The organism is Sphingomonas sp. BLHR8 (genome assembly GCF_056821725.1).
The window spans coordinates 720,541-735,414 of the sequence record NZ_JBPDIM010000001.1; the positions used below are offsets into that span (position 1 = coordinate 720,541).

Here is a 14,874-nt window from a genome sequence, read left to right on the forward strand (position 1 = left end):
ACTATGTCGGCGACATCACGAATTTTTGGCAAGCGAGCCCACTCGTCGCGCTGATCTTGGCGCCCATGGGCTGGTGGCTTCTGGATGGATCGCATTCGAAAGGACACGCACAGCATGGCTGACGTGCACCTACCCGACGAAGCCGAGGTTCGCGCGCGTTGGTCGGGCTTTGCCTGGACCGCGGAAAATGCCGCCAAGGCGCGTGAGATCATCGCGCGCTACCCCGAGGGGCGTCAGCGCAGCGCGGTGATGCCGCTGCTCGACCTCGCCCAGCGGCAGGTGGGGGCGGAGACCAATACGCAAGGGTGGCTCCCCATCCCAGTGATAGAATTCATCGGTCGCGAGCTCGGCATGCCGTATATCCGCGTGCTCGAAGTCGCGTCCTTCTACACCATGTACAACCTCGTTCCCGTCGGCCGCTATCATGTACAGGTGTGCGGGACGACGCCGTGCATGCTGCGCGGATCGGACGACGTGTTCGCGGCGTGCAAGAACCGCGGCATGGTCAAGGGCGGGACCACCCCCGACGGCCTGTTCACGCTGACCGAGGTCGAGTGCATGGGCAACTGCGCCACGGCGCCGATGGTCCAGATCAACGACGATAATTACGAAGACCTCGACTATGACCGCACGCTCGCCATCCTCGACGCGCTCGCGGCAGGGGGCACGCCCAAGACGGGCACGCAGGAGCCCGGCCGCCATACGAGCGAGCCCGCGGGCGGCCCAACGACGCTGACCGCGATGGTCGGCGAAAATCATGACTACCGCGGCGAGTGGGGCGCACCGCAACCCGCTCCCCCGCCACCGCAGAAAGCGCCGGCATGAGCCTCGCCGACAAGGACCGCATCTTCACCAACCTCTATGGATTTCAGGATTGGGGGCTCGATGGCGCGCGCGCGCGTGGCGATTGGGATGATACCAAGGCGCTGATGCTGCGCGGGCAGGACGCGATCATCGAGGAGGTGAAGGCGAGCGGGCTGCGCGGACGCGGCGGCGCGGGCTTCCCTACCGGCATGAAGTGGAGCTTCATGCCCAAGGGGCCCAAGCCCGACCGGCCGAGCTTCCTCGTCATCAACGCCGACGAATCCGAGCCGGGTTCGTGCAAGGACCGTGAGATCATTCGCCACGATCCGCACAAGCTGATCGAGGGCGCGCTCATCGCCGGCTTCGCGATGCGCGCGCGGGCGGCGTATATCTACATTCGCGGCGAATATATCCGCGAGGCGGAGACGTTGTTCGCTGCCGTCGCGCAGGCTTACGACGCGGGGCTGCTGGGCAAGAACTCGGCAGGCTCTGGCTACGACTTCGACGTGTACGTGCACCGTGGCGCTGGCGCTTACATCTGCGGCGAAGAGACTGCGATGATCGAAAGCCTCGAGGGCAAGAAGGGCCAGCCGCGGCTCAAACCGCCGTTTCCGGCAGGGGCCGGGCTCTACGGCTGCCCGACGACGGTCAACAATGTCGAGAGCATCGCGGTGGTGCCGACCATCCTGCGCCGCGGGGCGGGGTGGTTCTCGAGCTTTGGGCGCGACAACAACAAGGGCACCAAGCTCTTTCAGATCAGCGGCCACGTCGAGCGCCCTTGCGTCGTCGAAGAGGCGATGAGCATTCCCTTCCGCGAACTGATCGAAAAGCATTGCGGCGGCATCCGCGGCGGCTGGGACAACCTCCTCGCGGTGATCCCGGGCGGGTCGTCAGTGCCGCTGGTGCCGGCACACGAGATCATGGATGCGCCGATGGACTTCGACGGGCTGAAGGCATTGGGATCGGGGCTCGGCACCGCGGGCGTCATCGTGATGGACAAATCGACCGACATCGTCCGCGCGATCAGCCGCCTCAGCTACTTTTACAAGCACGAGAGCTGCGGCCAGTGCACCCCCTGCCGTGAAGGCACCGGCTGGATGTGGCGGGTGATGGAGCGCCTGCGCACCGGCGACGCCGCGGTTGAGGAAATCGACATGCTCCACCAAGTGACCAAGCAGGTCGAAGGTCACACCATCTGCGCGCTGGGCGACGCGGCAGCATGGCCGATCCAGGGCCTGCTCAAGCACTTCCGCCCGGAAATCGAACGCCGCATCGCCGAGCGTGCGGGGCAGGGTGGCGCGATGCTGGAGGCAGCGGAGTGATGCCTAAGGTCACCGTTGACGGTCTCGAGGTCGAGGTTCCTGCCGGCGCCACCGTGCTTCAGGCATGCGAGGCGGCGGGGAAGGAAATTCCGCGCTTCTGCTATCATGAGCGGCTGTCGATCGCGGGCAACTGCCGCATGTGCCTGGTTGAGGTGAAGCCGGGGCCGCCCAAGCCGCAGGCTTCGTGCGCGCTGCCGGCGGCGGACGGGCAGGAAATCCGCACCGACAGCGCAATGGTTCGCCATGCGCGCGAAGGCGTGATGGAGTTCCTGCTGATCAATCACCCGCTCGACTGTCCGATCTGCGATCAGGGGGGCGAGTGCGACCTGCAGGATCAGGCCATCGCCTACGGCCGCGGCCATTCTCGCTATGACGAGAACAAGCGCGCGGTGACCGAGAAGTACATGGGTCCGATCATCAAAACGGTGATGACCCGCTGCATCCAGTGCACCCGCTGCGTGCGCTTCGCCGAGGAGGTCGCCGGGGTCGAGGATATCGGCGCGCTCTATCGCGGCGAAAATATGCAGATCACCAGCTACCTCGAACGCGCGGTGGCGAGCGAGCTTTCGGGCAATGTCGTCGATCTGTGCCCGGTGGGCGCGTTGACCTCGAAGCCCTATGCGTTCGAAGCGCGGCCGTGGGAGCTGACCAAGACCCCCGGCATCGACGTCAGCGACGCGGTCGGCACCAACGTGCGCATCGACAGTCGCGGGCGGCAGGTGCTGCGCGTGCTCCCGCGCATCAACGACGACGTCAACGAGGAATGGGCGCACGACAAGACGCGCCACCACGTCGACGGCCTGGTCGAGCGGCGGCTCGACCGTCCGTGGGTGCGCGTCGGGGGCGAATTGCAACCGGCGACGTGGGATCAGGCGTTCGCTGCGATCCGCGACGTGAACGCGGGCGCGTCGGTGGCGGCCATCGCCGGCGATCTCGTCGATTGCGAGACGATGTTTGCGGCCAAGGCATTGCTCGGCGCGATGGGCTCGACGCTGCTCGAAGGGCGGCAGACGGGCCTCAAATACGACGTGACCAGCCTCTCCGCGGTCAACTTCAACCCGACGATCGCGCGGGTGGAGGAGGCGGACGCGGTTCTGCTCATCGGCACCAACCTCCGCTGGGAGGCGCCGCTCATCAACACGCGCATTCGCAAGGCGGTGTGGAAGCGCCGCGTGCCCGTGTTCGGGATCGGTGCCGAGGCCGATCAGACCTACGCCGTCGACTGGCTTGGCGAGGCTGTCACGCTGCTCGGCGACTTGCCGCAGCATGTCCGCGACGCCTTTACGAAGGCGGAGAAGCCGCTGGTGATCGTCGGCGGCGCGGGGCTCGCCAAGGCGAACGGCCTCGCGCTTGGCCTCGTTGAGAGCCTCAACCTGGTGCGCGATGGCTGGAACGGTTTTGGCGTCGTGCACATGGCGGCGAGCCGGATGGGCGGGCTGATGCTCGGCTATGCGCAGCCGGGCGGCATCGCCGATATCGCCAACGCGGGGCCGAAATTGCTGTTCTCGCTCGGCGCAGACGAGGTCGACTACTCGGCGTTCGCGAACAGCTTCAAAGTCTATGTCGGCCACCACGGCGACAAGGGCGCGGCAGCTGCGGACGTCATCCTGCCCGCGGCGGCGTGGACGGAAAAGCCGGGCACGTACGTCAATACCGAGGGCCGCGTGCAGCGCAGCGAGCGCGCGGTGTTCCCGCCGGGCGACGCGCGCGAAGACTGGGCGATCTTCCGAGCACTGGCCGATGTGTTCGGCGTGAACGTCGGGTTCGACAGCTTCGACGGCTGCCGCGCGGCGATGGCCGCTGCGGTGCCAGCGCTCGGGCGTGAAGGGCTGGCCGACTACGGCTGGTCGGTGCCCTCAGTGGCGCGCGAAAGCGACGGCGCGATCAGCGGCTACCCGATCGCCGATTTCTACCTCACCAACGCCATCTGCCGCGCGTCGCCGACGATGCAGCGCTGTTCGGCCGAACTGCTCCACGGCGTCGATTTTGCGGAGGCCGCCGAATGACCGCCTGGCTGCAATCCTGGCTCGGCACCGGCCTCGGCTGGTTTGCCGGCACGCTGGCGCTGATTTTGCTGATTGTGCTCCCGCTGATGCTCGCGGTGGCGATGATTATCTACGCCGACCGCAAGATCTGGGCAGCGATCGCTCTGCGTCGTGGGCCCAACGTGGTCGGTCCGTTCGGGCTACTGCAGAGCTTCGCCGACGGGCTGAAAGTGTTCCTTCAGGAGACCATCGTCCCCTCGAGCGCGAACAAGGTGCTGTTCCTGCTCGCGCCGATCATCACCTTCACCGTCGCACAGATGGCGTGGGCGGTGATTCCATTTGGCGCGCAGCAGGTGCTCGCCGACATCAACGTCGGGCTGCTCTACATCCTCGCGATCAGCTCGCTCGGCGTTTATGGCGTCATCATTTCGGGCTGGGCGTCGAACTCGAAATATCCGTTCTTCTCCGCGCTCCGCGCCGCGGCGCAGATGATCAGCTATGAAGTGTCGATCGGCTTCGTGCTGGTGTGCGTCGTGCTGTGGGCGGGGAGCTTCAACCTCAGCGAAATCATCCGTCAGCAGCAAGGGCATGTGTTCGGCCTGCTCAACGGCTTCGGGTTCAATCCACTGCTGTTTCCGATGGCCGTGGTGTTCCTGATCAGTTCAATGGCCGAAACCGCGCGCGCGCCCTTCGACCTCACCGAGGCGGAGAGCGAGCTCGTCGCGGGCTATCAGACCGAATATAGCTCGATGAGCTTTGCGCTGTTCTGGCTCGGCGAATATGCCAATGTCATCCTCATGTGCGCGCTGAACGCCATCCTGTTCTGGGGCGGGTGGCTGCCGCCGCTGAACATCGACCTCATCCCCTGGTTCGATATTCCGGGGATGGTGTGGCTGTTCGCCAAGATCTTCCTGTTCTTCTTCATCTTCAGCTGGGTGAAGGCGACCGTGCCGCGCTACCGCTACGATCAGCTGATGCGGTTGGGGTGGAAGATATTCCTGCCGCTGTCGCTGCTGTTCGTCGTTCTCGTCTCGGGGTATCTCATGATCACGCGCTATGGGGTGCCGGCATGAGCATCGCCTACACGATCAAGTCGTTCACGCTGTGGGAATTCTTGAAGGCGCATGCGCTGACGCTGCGCTATTTCTTCAAGCCCAAGGCGACGATCAACTATCCGTTCGAGAAGAACCCGCTGAGCCCTCGGTTTCGCGGCGAACATGCCCTGCGCCGCTATCCGAACGGCGAGGAGCGGTGCATCGCGTGCAAGCTGTGCGAGGCGGTGTGCCCGGCGCTGGCGATCACGATCGAGGCGGAGCCGCGCGAGGACGGGTCGCGCCGGACGACGCGCTACGACATCGACATGACCAAATGCATCTACTGCGGCTTCTGTCAGGAAGCGTGCCCGGTGGACGCCATTGTCGAGGGGCCGAACTTCGAATTCTCGACCGAAACGCGCGAGGAATTGCTTTACGACAAGGCGAAACTGCTCGCCAACGGCGATCGTTGGGAGCGCGCCATCGCCGCCAACCTTGCCGCCGATGCACCGTATCGCTAGGGGCGCGGCACCGATGAATCAGCAGCTTCGCCCCGACGCGGGATTCCCGCGTAACGACGTCGCATCGTCGCGCGCCGCGAGGGCGATCGCGTGATCCAGACGGTCGCCTTTTACATCTTCGCCGCGGTGCTGATCGCCTCGGCGGTGCTGACCGTATCCAGCCGCAATCCGGTGCATGGCGTCCTCTGGCTGATCCTCGCCTTTTTCAACGCGGCTGGCCTGATGCTGATCGCCGGCGCCGAGTTCATCGCGATGCTGCTGGTGATCGTTTACGTCGGCGCGGTAGCGGTGCTGTTCCTGTTCGTCGTGATGATGCTGGAGGTTGACTTCGCCGCATTGCGCAAGGGCGCGGTCCGGTACCTGCCGTTCGGCTTGCTGCTCGCCGCGATCATCGTGGCGGAGCTGATCCTCGCGCTCGGTTCCTGGAGCGCGGGCAGCGTCGCGGCGCCGCGCACGGCAATCGTCCCGACCGATGTGAGCAATATCCGCGCGATCGGGCAGCTGCTCTACACCAAGTATATTTTCGTGTTCGAGATCGCGGGGATTGTGCTGCTGGTGGCGCTGATCGGCGCGATCGTCCTGACCAACCGCAAGCGGTCGAACGTGCTGCGTCAGAATGTGCGGCGTCAGAACGCTCGACTGCCGCGCGACGCGACGCGTCTGGTTACGCCCGCGATCGGGGAGGGGGTCCAGCTGTGATCGGCATGCATCACTATCTCGTCGTGAGCGCGATCCTGTTCGTGCTCGGCGTGGTCGGGATTTTCCTCAACCGGCGCAACGTCATCATAATTTTGATGGCGATCGAGCTCATCCTGCTGAGCGTGAACATCAACCTCGTCGCCTTCTCCGCGTTTCTCGGGGACCTGACCGGCCAGGTGTTCGCGATGTTAGTGCTGACCGTCGCCGCAGCGGAGGCGGCCATCGGGCTCGCCATTCTCGTCATCTATTTCCGTGAGCGCGGGACGATCGCGGTCGACGATGCAAACCGGATGAAGGGCTGATGCATCCCATCGTCGCCATCGTTTTCCTGCCGCTCGCGGCTGCGCTCGTGGCGGGCCTCGGAGGCCGCTGGCTCGGTCCGACACTGTCGAAGCTGATCACCACGGCGGCGCTGTTCGTGTCGGCGGCGCTGAGCTGGCCGATCTTCCTCGATTTCGTCGCCGGCGGCGCGCAGGCGAGCGTCGTCCCGGTGCTCGAATGGCTGCGCTCGGGCGATCTCGCGGTTGACTGGTCGCTGCGGGTCGACAGCCTGACCGCGGTGATGCTGGTGGTGATCACCACCGTGTCCGCGCTGGTTCACCTCTACAGCTGGGGCTACATGGCCGAAGACCCGAGCCAGCCCCGCTTCTTCGCCTATCTGTCGCTGTTCACCTTCGCCATGCTGATGCTGGTGACCGCGGACAACATCGTCCAGATGTTCTTTGGCTGGGAAGGGGTGGGCCTCGCCTCCTACCTGCTGATCGGCTTCTGGTACCACAAGCCGAGCGCGAACGCCGCCGCGATCAAGGCGTTCGTCGTCAATCGCGTGGGCGACCTCGGCTTCATGCTGGGTATCTTCGCGCTGTTCCTCGTGTTCGGTACGGCGTCGATCGACGCCATCAACCAGGCGGCGCCGTCCATGACCGGGTCGAGCATCGGCTTTCTGGGGCTGCGCGTCGACACGCTGACGATCATCTGCCTGCTGCTGTTCGTTGGCGCGATGGGCAAATCCGCGCAACTTGGGCTCCACACCTGGCTGCCTGACGCGATGGAGGGGCCGACGCCCGTATCGGCGCTGATCCATGCCGCGACGATGGTCACCGCCGGCGTGTTCATGGTGTGCCGGCTGTCGCCGCTGTTCGAGACCGCGCCGATCGCGCTCGGCTTCGTCACCTTCATCGGCGCCGCGACCTGTTTCTTCGCCGCGACGATCGGCGTGGTGCAGACCGACATCAAGCGCGTCATCGCCTATTCGACCTGCTCGCAGCTCGGCTATATGTTCTTCGCGGCGGGCGTCGGTGCCTATGGCGCGGCGATGTTCCACCTGTTCACGCACGCCTTCTTCAAGGCGTTGCTGTTCCTGGGTGCGGGGTCGGTCATCCACGCGATGCACCACGAACAGGACATGCGCCATTATGGCGCCCTACGGCGGCATATTCCGCTGACCTACTGGGCGATGATCGCGGGCACGCTGGCGATCACCGGGGTGGGAATCCTGGGGGTGTTCGGCTTCGCCGGCTTCTACTCGAAGGACATCATCCTCGAGAGCGCGTTCGCGAGCGGGCCGTACGGACAGATGGCGTTCTTTGTCGGCGCGGTGACCGCGCTGCTCACCAGCTTCTACAGCTGGCGTCTCATCTTCCTGACCTTTCATGGCAAGGCGCGCTGGGCGGGTTCGGAGCATATCCAGCATGCCGTGCATGCCGACCACCACGGTCATGAGAGTGCCGGCGATCCGGCCGCGGAGGACGCCGGTCACGCACCGGCAACGGCGGCTGTCGCGCGCGCGGACCACCACGAGGCGGAGGGCACATTGGGTTACAAGCCGCACGAAAGTCCGTGGACGATGCTGCTTCCGCTCGGCGTGCTGACCTTGGGCGCCATCTTCGCGGGCTTCCTGTTCCACGGGCCGTTCGTCGAAGCGGAGGAAGGCGCGCGCTTCTGGGCGGGCAGTCTCGCCTTCGACACGCATCTGATGCACGCCGCGCATGACGTGCCGCTGTGGGTCAAGCTGACCCCCGCCGCGGTGATGCTGATCGGGCTCGCCATAGCTTACCGCAATTACATTCGCGATCCGGGCGCGCCCGCTCGGATCGTGGGACGGATGCCCGATCTCCACCGCTTCCTCGCGCGCAAATGGTATTTCGACGAGTTGTACGACGCGATCTTCGTCCGCCCGGCAGCCTTGCTCGGTCGCCTGTTCTGGAAAAAGGGTGACGAGGGGACCGTCGATCGCTTCGGTCCGAATGGTGCAGCCGCGTCGATCGCGGGGTCGAGCCTGATCGCGCGTCAGCTCCAGTCGGGTTTCATCTACAGCTACGCTTTCGTCATGCTGATCGGCCTCGCGGCGCTCGCGAGCTGGCTGTTCTGGTGGCGCGGCGCATGAACGGAGTGCCCGTGCTTTCGCTGATGATCGCGCTGCCGATGGCGGCGGCGGTGGGATGCCTGTTCCTGCGCGGCGATGCGGCGCGGTGGACCGCGTTAATCGTGACGCTGGTCGAACTCGCGCTGGGGATCTGGCTCTGGTCGAACTACCAGATCGCCGGGGCGCAGTGGCAGTTCGTCGAGCGGCTGCCGATCGCGGGCAGCTTCAACTGGGCGCTGGGCATCGATGGCATCGCGCTGATGCTGATCATGCTGTCGGTATTCCTGATGCCGATCTGCATCGGAGCGAGCTGGCGCACGATCACCGATCGCACCGGGCTCTACATGGCGTGCTTCCTCGCGATGGAAGCCCTGATGATCGGCGTGTTCGCCGCGCAGGACCTGATCCTGTTCTACATCTTCTTCGAAGCCGGCCTCATCCCGATGTACCTCATCATCGGCATCTGGGGCGGCGCGAACCGCATCTACGCGAGCTACAAATTCTTCCTCTACACGCTGCTCGGCTCGCTGCTGATGCTGGTGGCGATGCTGTGGATGATTTCCTCCGCAGGCACCGGTGACATCCCGACGCTGATGCAGCACGACTTCCCGCGCTCGGCGCAGACGTTGCTGTGGCTGGCCTTTTTCGCGAGCTTCGCGGTCAAGGTGCCGATGTTCCCGGTCCACACATGGCTCCCCGACGCCCACGTACAGGCGCCGACGGCGGGTTCGGTGATCCTCGCCGGGGTGCTGCTGAAAATGGGCGGCTATGGCTTCGTGCGCTTCAGCCTGCCGATGTTCCCGCAGGCTTCCGCCGAACTGGCGTGGCTGGTCTTGGCGCTGTCGATGGTCGCGGTTGTGTACACGAGCCTCATCGCGCTGGTGCAGAGCGACATGAAGAAGCTGATCGCCTATTCATCGGTTGCGCACATGGCGATCGTCACTGCGGGGATGTTCGCCTTCAACCGGCAGGGGCTCGAAGGCGGCATCATCGTCATGCTGAGCCACGGTCTCGTTTCGGGCGCGTTGTTCCTTTGCGTGGGCGTCATCTACGACCGGCTGCACACGCGGGAGATTGCGCGTTACGGCGGGCTCGCCAACAATATGCCCGGCTACGCGCTGCTGTTCCTGCTGTTCACCATGGCCTCGATCGGCCTCCCGGGCACCAGCGGCTTCGTCGGTGAATTATTGAGCCTGATGGGCGTGTACCAGCTCAACACCTGGGCGGCGTTCGTCTGCACGACGGGGATCATCCTCGGCGCGGCCTACATGCTGTGGCTTTATCGCCGGGTCATTTTCGGGACGGCGGCGAGCGCAGAAACCGCAACGATGCGCGATCTGTCGCTGCGCGAGTGGGCGCTGCTGCTGCCCATCGGCCTCGCAACGCTGTGGATGGGGATTTACCCCGAAAGCTTTCTCGCGCCGATCCGAGATGACGTCGGTCGGATCGTCGAGCGGGTCGAGACGGCCCGGCCGATCAGCGACAGCCGGCCGACCGTGGGGCAGGCCCCGCCGGTCACCGGACATGTGCAAGCGCCGGGGGAGTCGCACTGATGGCGAAGGATTTCGCGCTCACCGCACCCGACCTCGCGCTGATCATCGGCGGGCTGCTGATGACGCTGGTGGCGGCTTTCGCGGGCGAACATCGTGGCCGGTTGCTGACATGGCTGGGGGTTGCCGTGCTGTCGGTGGCCCTAGTCATGCTCGCCGGTTTGCGCGGCATCGACGCCTTTGCGTTTGGCGAGACGGTGACCGTCGACGCGTTTGCCGGCCTGACGCGCGCGGTCATCTATGCCTCCGCGATCGCGTCGCTGGTGTTCGCCCCACGCTATTTCCGGACGGAGGGCTATCGGCCCGAGTTCCCGGTGCTGGTCGTTCTGGCGACGCTCGGCATGGGGGTGATGGTTTCGGCCCGGGACCTCATCACCCTCTACGTCGGGCTCGAGCTCAACAGCCTCGCCTCGTACGTCCTTGCGAGCTTCTCGCGACGCGATGATCGATCGAGCGAGGCGGGGCTCAAATATTTCGTGCTGGGCAGCCTCGCGAGTGGCATCCTGCTTTACGGCATCTCGCTCGTGTACGGCTTTACCGGAACCACGAACCTCCCGGCGCTCGGCGCGGCGATTGGCAGCGATGCGTCGATCGGGCTGCTGATGGGCGTGGTGTTTGTGCTTGCGGGACTCGCGTTCAAGATCAGCGCCGCGCCGTTCCACATGTGGACGCCGGACGTCTATGAGGGAGCACCGACGCCGGTCGTCGCCTTCTTCGCTACGGCGCCCAAAATTGCGGCAACCGCTCTGCTGGTGCGCGTCTGCGTGGAAGCCATGCCCGCGGCGACCCCGGCGTGGAGCCAGATCGTCACCTTCCTCGCGGTCGCGTCGATGGTGATCGGGTCGATCGGCGCAATCGGCCAGCGCAACATCAAGCGGCTGCTCGCCTACAGCTCGATCGCCAACGTCGGCTTCATTTTGATCGGGCTGGCGGCGGGGACGGCCGAAGGCGTCGCGGCGGTGCTGTTCTACCTCATCATCTATGCGATCATGACCTTTGCGAGCTTCGCGGCGCTGATGATGTTGCGTGACGATCAGGACCGGCCGATCGAGCGGATGGCCGACCTCGCCGGCATGTGGCGCAAGCGGCCTTGGCTGGCGGCGGGGCTGGCGGTCCTGATGTTCAGCCTTGCCGGGATCCCGCCGCTGTTCGGTTTTTGGCCGAAGCTGCTGGTGTTCACCGCTGCGGTCAACGCAAAGCTGGTCTGGCTGGCGGTCGTCGGCGCGGTGCTGTCGGTCGTCGGCGCATTCTACTATCTGCGGGTCATCAAGCTGATGATGTTCGACGAGCCGTCGCCCGTGGCGATGCCGGTCCGCTCTTCCGTGTGGGAGCAGGGTATCGTCGCGCTGGCGGTGTTGTTCGTGGGCGTGCTCGGTTTCGCAGTGATCGCGCCGCTCGACGTCATCACCCGGAACGCGGCAGGCGCGCTGTTCTGACCAACGTTCCTCCTGCGGCCGCGGGCGCACGCATCACGATCGTCGCAGAGACCGGATCGACCAACGCGGACCTCAAGACCGTCGTCGAGCGGCGTCAGATCTGGCGTGAAGGGGACTGGCTGGTCGCCGAGCGCCAGACGTCGGGGCGGGGCAGGCTGGGGCGCGACTGGCAGGACGGCGCCGGCAACTTCATGGGTTCGACGCTCGTTCGTTTGCGGGGCGACGACCCTGCGCCCTCAAGTCTCGCCTTCGTGGCAGGGCTGGCGCTGCATGATGCCCTGTCGGTGTCGGCACCGGCGGTCCGGTTGAAATGGCCGAACGACGTTCTGCTTGAGCAAGCGAAGCTCGCCGGGATCTTGCTCGAGCGGGTCGCGGACGCGGTCATCGTCGGGGTGGGGGTCAATCTCGCCAGTGCGCCACACCTCCCGGATCGCGCGACCACGGCCCTCGCCGACCACGGAGTCGCGGTCGAACGGGATAGCTTTGCCGACCGACTGGCCGAATATTTCGTCGCGCGCGTGGCGCAGTGGCGGCTCGACGGTTGGCCGGACCGCCTGCAGGCCGACTGGCTCGCGCGGGCGCACCCGATCGGCACGTCGATCGCCGTTTCGGGAAGCGAGGGCGGTTTCAGCGGTCGTTTCGCGGGGCTCGATCGCGACGGCGCATTGCTGTTGCGCGACGAGGCCGGCGGACTACGCCGGATCGATGCGGGCGATGTGTCGCTGCTGCCCGAAGTCGCAAGTTGAGCGGAGGTCGTCCGATGCTGCTGGCCATCGATGCTGGAAACACCAATGTTGTCTTTGCGGTGCTCGATGGGACCGAAGTGCGCGCACGCTGGCGCATCGCCACCGACGCGCGACGGACCGCGGATGAATATGCGGTCTGGCTGTTCCAGCTGATGCAGATCGAGGGAATCGCCCGCGACAGCGTCACCGACGTGGCGATTGCGACGGTCGTTCCGCGCGCGCTCCATAACCTGTCGGTGCTGGCCGAGAAATATTTCGGGCACGTGGCGCTGGTGGCGGGTCAAGCGCCGATGGACTGGTCGATCGCGCTCGACGTCACCGAACCGCGCAGCGTCGGCGCCGACCGTGTGGTCAATGCCATCGCCGCGCATGAGCGGCACAAGGGCGACCTCATCGTCATCGATTTCGGCACGGCGACGACGATCGACGCGATCGATTACAATGGGGCTTACAAGGGCGGCATCATCACACCCGGGGTCAACCTGTCGCTCGACGCGCTGGTGGCGGCGGCGGCGAAACTGCCGCGCATCGCGATCGCGAAGCCCGAGAACGCAAGCGTGATCGGCACGGACACGGAATCGCAGATGTTGGTCGGCGTGTTCTGGGGCTATGTCGCAATGATGGAAGGATTGGTCGAGCGCATGAAGAGGGAAATCGGTCGTCCGACGACGGTCATCGGCACGGGGGGCCTTGCTGCCCTGTTCGCCGAAGCGACGAACATGTTCGATGCGATCGAGCCTGATCTGACCATCGCCGGGTTGGCGATGATGCACGCGCGGGTGCGCGCCCAGTGACGCCGCGCAACGACGAGCTGCTGTTCCTCGCCCTGGGTGGATCGGGCGAGATCGGCATGAACCTCAACCTCTATGGCCACGCAGGCAAATGGCTGATGGTCGATATGGGGGTGACATTCGGTAATGCCGAATATCCCGGGATCGACATCATTCTTCCCGACATCGGCTTCATCGAAGAGCGCCTGAAGCAGCTGGTCGGCATCGTGCTGACGCACGGGCACGAGGATCATATCGGTGCCGTTGCGTATCTGGCGGCGGACCTGGGCGTCCCGATTTACGCCAACCGTTTCACGGCGATGCTTGTGCAGCGCAAGCTCGCGGAAGAGAAGATCGACCGGCGGGTGAAGCTCGTCACCTACGACGTCGATGCGCCGTTCGCGCTCGGTCCGTTTCGCGTGACCCCGGTCGAGCTTGCGCACTCGATCCCCGAAATGAACGCGCTGCTGATCGACACTGCGGCAGGCTCGGTTTTCCACAGCGGCGACTGGAAAATCGATAATGACCCGCGGCTTGGCACGCCCGAGGCGGAGCAGAACGTCCGCCGCGCGGTGGGGGACGGCGTCCGCGCGCTGGTGTGCGATTCGACCAATGTCTTCAATGCGGAGGCCGCCGGCAGCGAGGCGAGCGTCGTCGAGGGGCTGACCCGTGTCGTCCGCGACGCGCCGGGGCGGGTGCTGGTGACAAGCTTCGCCAGCAATGTGGGGCGGCTCGATACGATCGGTGAAGTCGCCAAGGCGACCGGGCGACGGCTGTGCGTCGCTGGTCGCAGCCTCGACCGCTACATCGCGACCGCCAAGGCGTGCGGCTATCTCGACCGCTTTCCGGAGACGGTCGACTGGGAGACCGCGATGCGGCTGCCGCGCGGCGAGGTGCTGATTGTCGCGACCGGAGGGCAGGGGGAGCCCCGCGCCGCGCTGTCGCGGATTGCCGAAGGGGAGCATCCGATCAAGCTCGAGCGGGGCGACAGGGTCGTGTTCTCGTCTCGCCACATTCCGGGCAATGAAATTGCGATCGGGCGGGTCATGAACCTGTTGGCGGAGCGGGAGGTCGAAACGATCACCGAACGTCAGGCGCATATTCACGTGTCCGGGCATCCGGGGCAGCCGGAACTCAAGCTGATGTACGAGTGGGTTCGCCCGGAGCTGCTAATCCCGGTGCACGGCGAGATCCGTCACCTGTTGGCGCACGCGCGATTTGCGAAGGCCAATGGCATCCCCGAGGCGCTGGTGCAGCAGTGCGGTCAGATCGTGCGCATCGCGCCGGGTCCGGCGGCGATCGTCGGTCATGCCCGTGCCGGGCGGCTCGTGCTCGACGGCGACATGATCGTCGATGCCGATGGCGGTTCGGTCAACGAGCGGCGCAAGCTCGCGGTCAATGGCCATGCGTCGGTGGCGGTGTCGGGCAGGCAGGCGGAGGTGACGTGCCGAGGACTGCCGGTCGAGCCGGAAGAGCGCAACGAGCTGCTCGCCGACGCACGCAAAGCTGCGCTCGACGCCGCGCGTTCGGGTGAGCGCGATCGCGAACGTCGACGCGAGGCGGTGCGTCTGGCGGTGCGCCGAGTGCTGACCGACTGGACGGGCAAGAAGCCGATCGTCGACGTACTCCTCCTGGACTAAGG

General features: G+C 65.5%; 13 protein-coding genes. All 13 read left to right on the top strand.

Features of this window, described 5'->3' with window-relative positions; translation table 11 throughout:
* Positions 1-114 precede the first annotated feature (114 nt).
* The 13 genes from ACRYJK_RS03570 to ACRYJK_RS03630 all read left to right on the top strand — a co-directional run bounded on the left by ACRYJK_RS03570 (position 115) and on the right by ACRYJK_RS03630 (position 14,872).
* Entirely contained in the window at positions 115-825 is a 711-nt protein-coding gene (locus tag ACRYJK_RS03570) for a complex I 24 kDa subunit family protein (protein ID WP_482666206.1), read from the top strand.
* Complete coding sequence (gene nuoF, locus ACRYJK_RS03575; protein WP_482666207.1) at positions 822-2,126, top strand: NADH-quinone oxidoreductase subunit NuoF; 1,305 nt, start codon at positions 822-824, stop codon at positions 2,124-2,126. Before ACRYJK_RS03570 ends, nuoF begins: the two co-directional genes overlap by 4 nt.
* Positions 2,126-4,132 carry an NADH-quinone oxidoreductase subunit NuoG gene (nuoG, locus tag ACRYJK_RS03580; protein WP_482666208.1) on the top strand — a complete coding sequence of 669 codons (2,007 nt, stop codon included), beginning with the start codon at positions 2,126-2,128 and terminating at the stop codon, positions 4,130-4,132. Before nuoF ends, nuoG begins: the two co-directional genes overlap by 1 nt.
* Positions 4,129-5,184: an NADH-quinone oxidoreductase subunit NuoH gene (gene nuoH / locus ACRYJK_RS03585; protein WP_482666209.1), complete on the top strand. Its 1,056-nt coding sequence runs from the start codon at positions 4,129-4,131 to the stop codon at positions 5,182-5,184. The genes nuoG and nuoH overlap by 4 nt, the downstream gene beginning before the upstream one ends.
* On the top strand, positions 5,181-5,666 hold the full coding sequence (nuoI, locus tag ACRYJK_RS03590; RefSeq protein WP_482666210.1) for an NADH-quinone oxidoreductase subunit NuoI: 486 nt from the start codon (positions 5,181-5,183) through the stop codon (positions 5,664-5,666). Before nuoH ends, nuoI begins: the two co-directional genes overlap by 4 nt.
* 90 nt (positions 5,667-5,756) lie before the next feature.
* Complete coding sequence (locus ACRYJK_RS03595) at positions 5,757-6,365, top strand: NADH-quinone oxidoreductase subunit J (RefSeq protein ID WP_482666211.1); 609 nt, start codon at positions 5,757-5,759, stop codon at positions 6,363-6,365.
* Positions 6,362-6,667: an NADH-quinone oxidoreductase subunit NuoK gene (gene nuoK / locus ACRYJK_RS03600; RefSeq protein WP_482666212.1), complete on the top strand. Its 306-nt coding sequence runs from the start codon at positions 6,362-6,364 to the stop codon at positions 6,665-6,667. The genes ACRYJK_RS03595 and nuoK overlap by 4 nt, the downstream gene beginning before the upstream one ends.
* A complete protein-coding gene (nuoL, locus tag ACRYJK_RS03605) occupies positions 6,667-8,751 on the top strand; it encodes an NADH-quinone oxidoreductase subunit L (protein ID WP_482666213.1) in 2,085 nt (694 codons plus the stop codon). Before nuoK ends, nuoL begins: the two co-directional genes overlap by 1 nt.
* Positions 8,748-10,283, top strand: coding sequence for an NADH-quinone oxidoreductase subunit M (locus ACRYJK_RS03610; RefSeq protein ID WP_482666214.1), 1,536 nt, complete (start codon positions 8,748-8,750; stop codon positions 10,281-10,283). Before nuoL ends, ACRYJK_RS03610 begins: the two co-directional genes overlap by 4 nt.
* A complete protein-coding gene (nuoN, locus tag ACRYJK_RS03615) occupies positions 10,283-11,716 on the top strand; it encodes an NADH-quinone oxidoreductase subunit NuoN (RefSeq protein ID WP_482666215.1) in 1,434 nt (477 codons plus the stop codon). Before ACRYJK_RS03610 ends, nuoN begins: the two co-directional genes overlap by 1 nt.
* On the top strand, positions 11,605-12,462 hold the full coding sequence (locus tag ACRYJK_RS03620) for a biotin--[acetyl-CoA-carboxylase] ligase (protein ID WP_482666216.1): 858 nt from the start codon (positions 11,605-11,607) through the stop codon (positions 12,460-12,462). The genes nuoN and ACRYJK_RS03620 overlap by 112 nt, the downstream gene beginning before the upstream one ends.
* A gap of 14 nt (positions 12,463-12,476) precedes the next feature.
* A complete protein-coding gene (locus ACRYJK_RS03625; protein ID WP_482666217.1) occupies positions 12,477-13,256 on the top strand; it encodes a type III pantothenate kinase in 780 nt (259 codons plus the stop codon).
* The gene (locus ACRYJK_RS03630; RefSeq protein ID WP_482666218.1) at positions 13,253-14,872 is read left to right on the top strand and encodes a ribonuclease J; all 1,620 of its coding nucleotides are present in this window, start codon (positions 13,253-13,255) and stop codon (positions 14,870-14,872) included. Before ACRYJK_RS03625 ends, ACRYJK_RS03630 begins: the two co-directional genes overlap by 4 nt.
* The last annotated feature ends 2 nt before the right edge of the window (positions 14,873-14,874 follow it).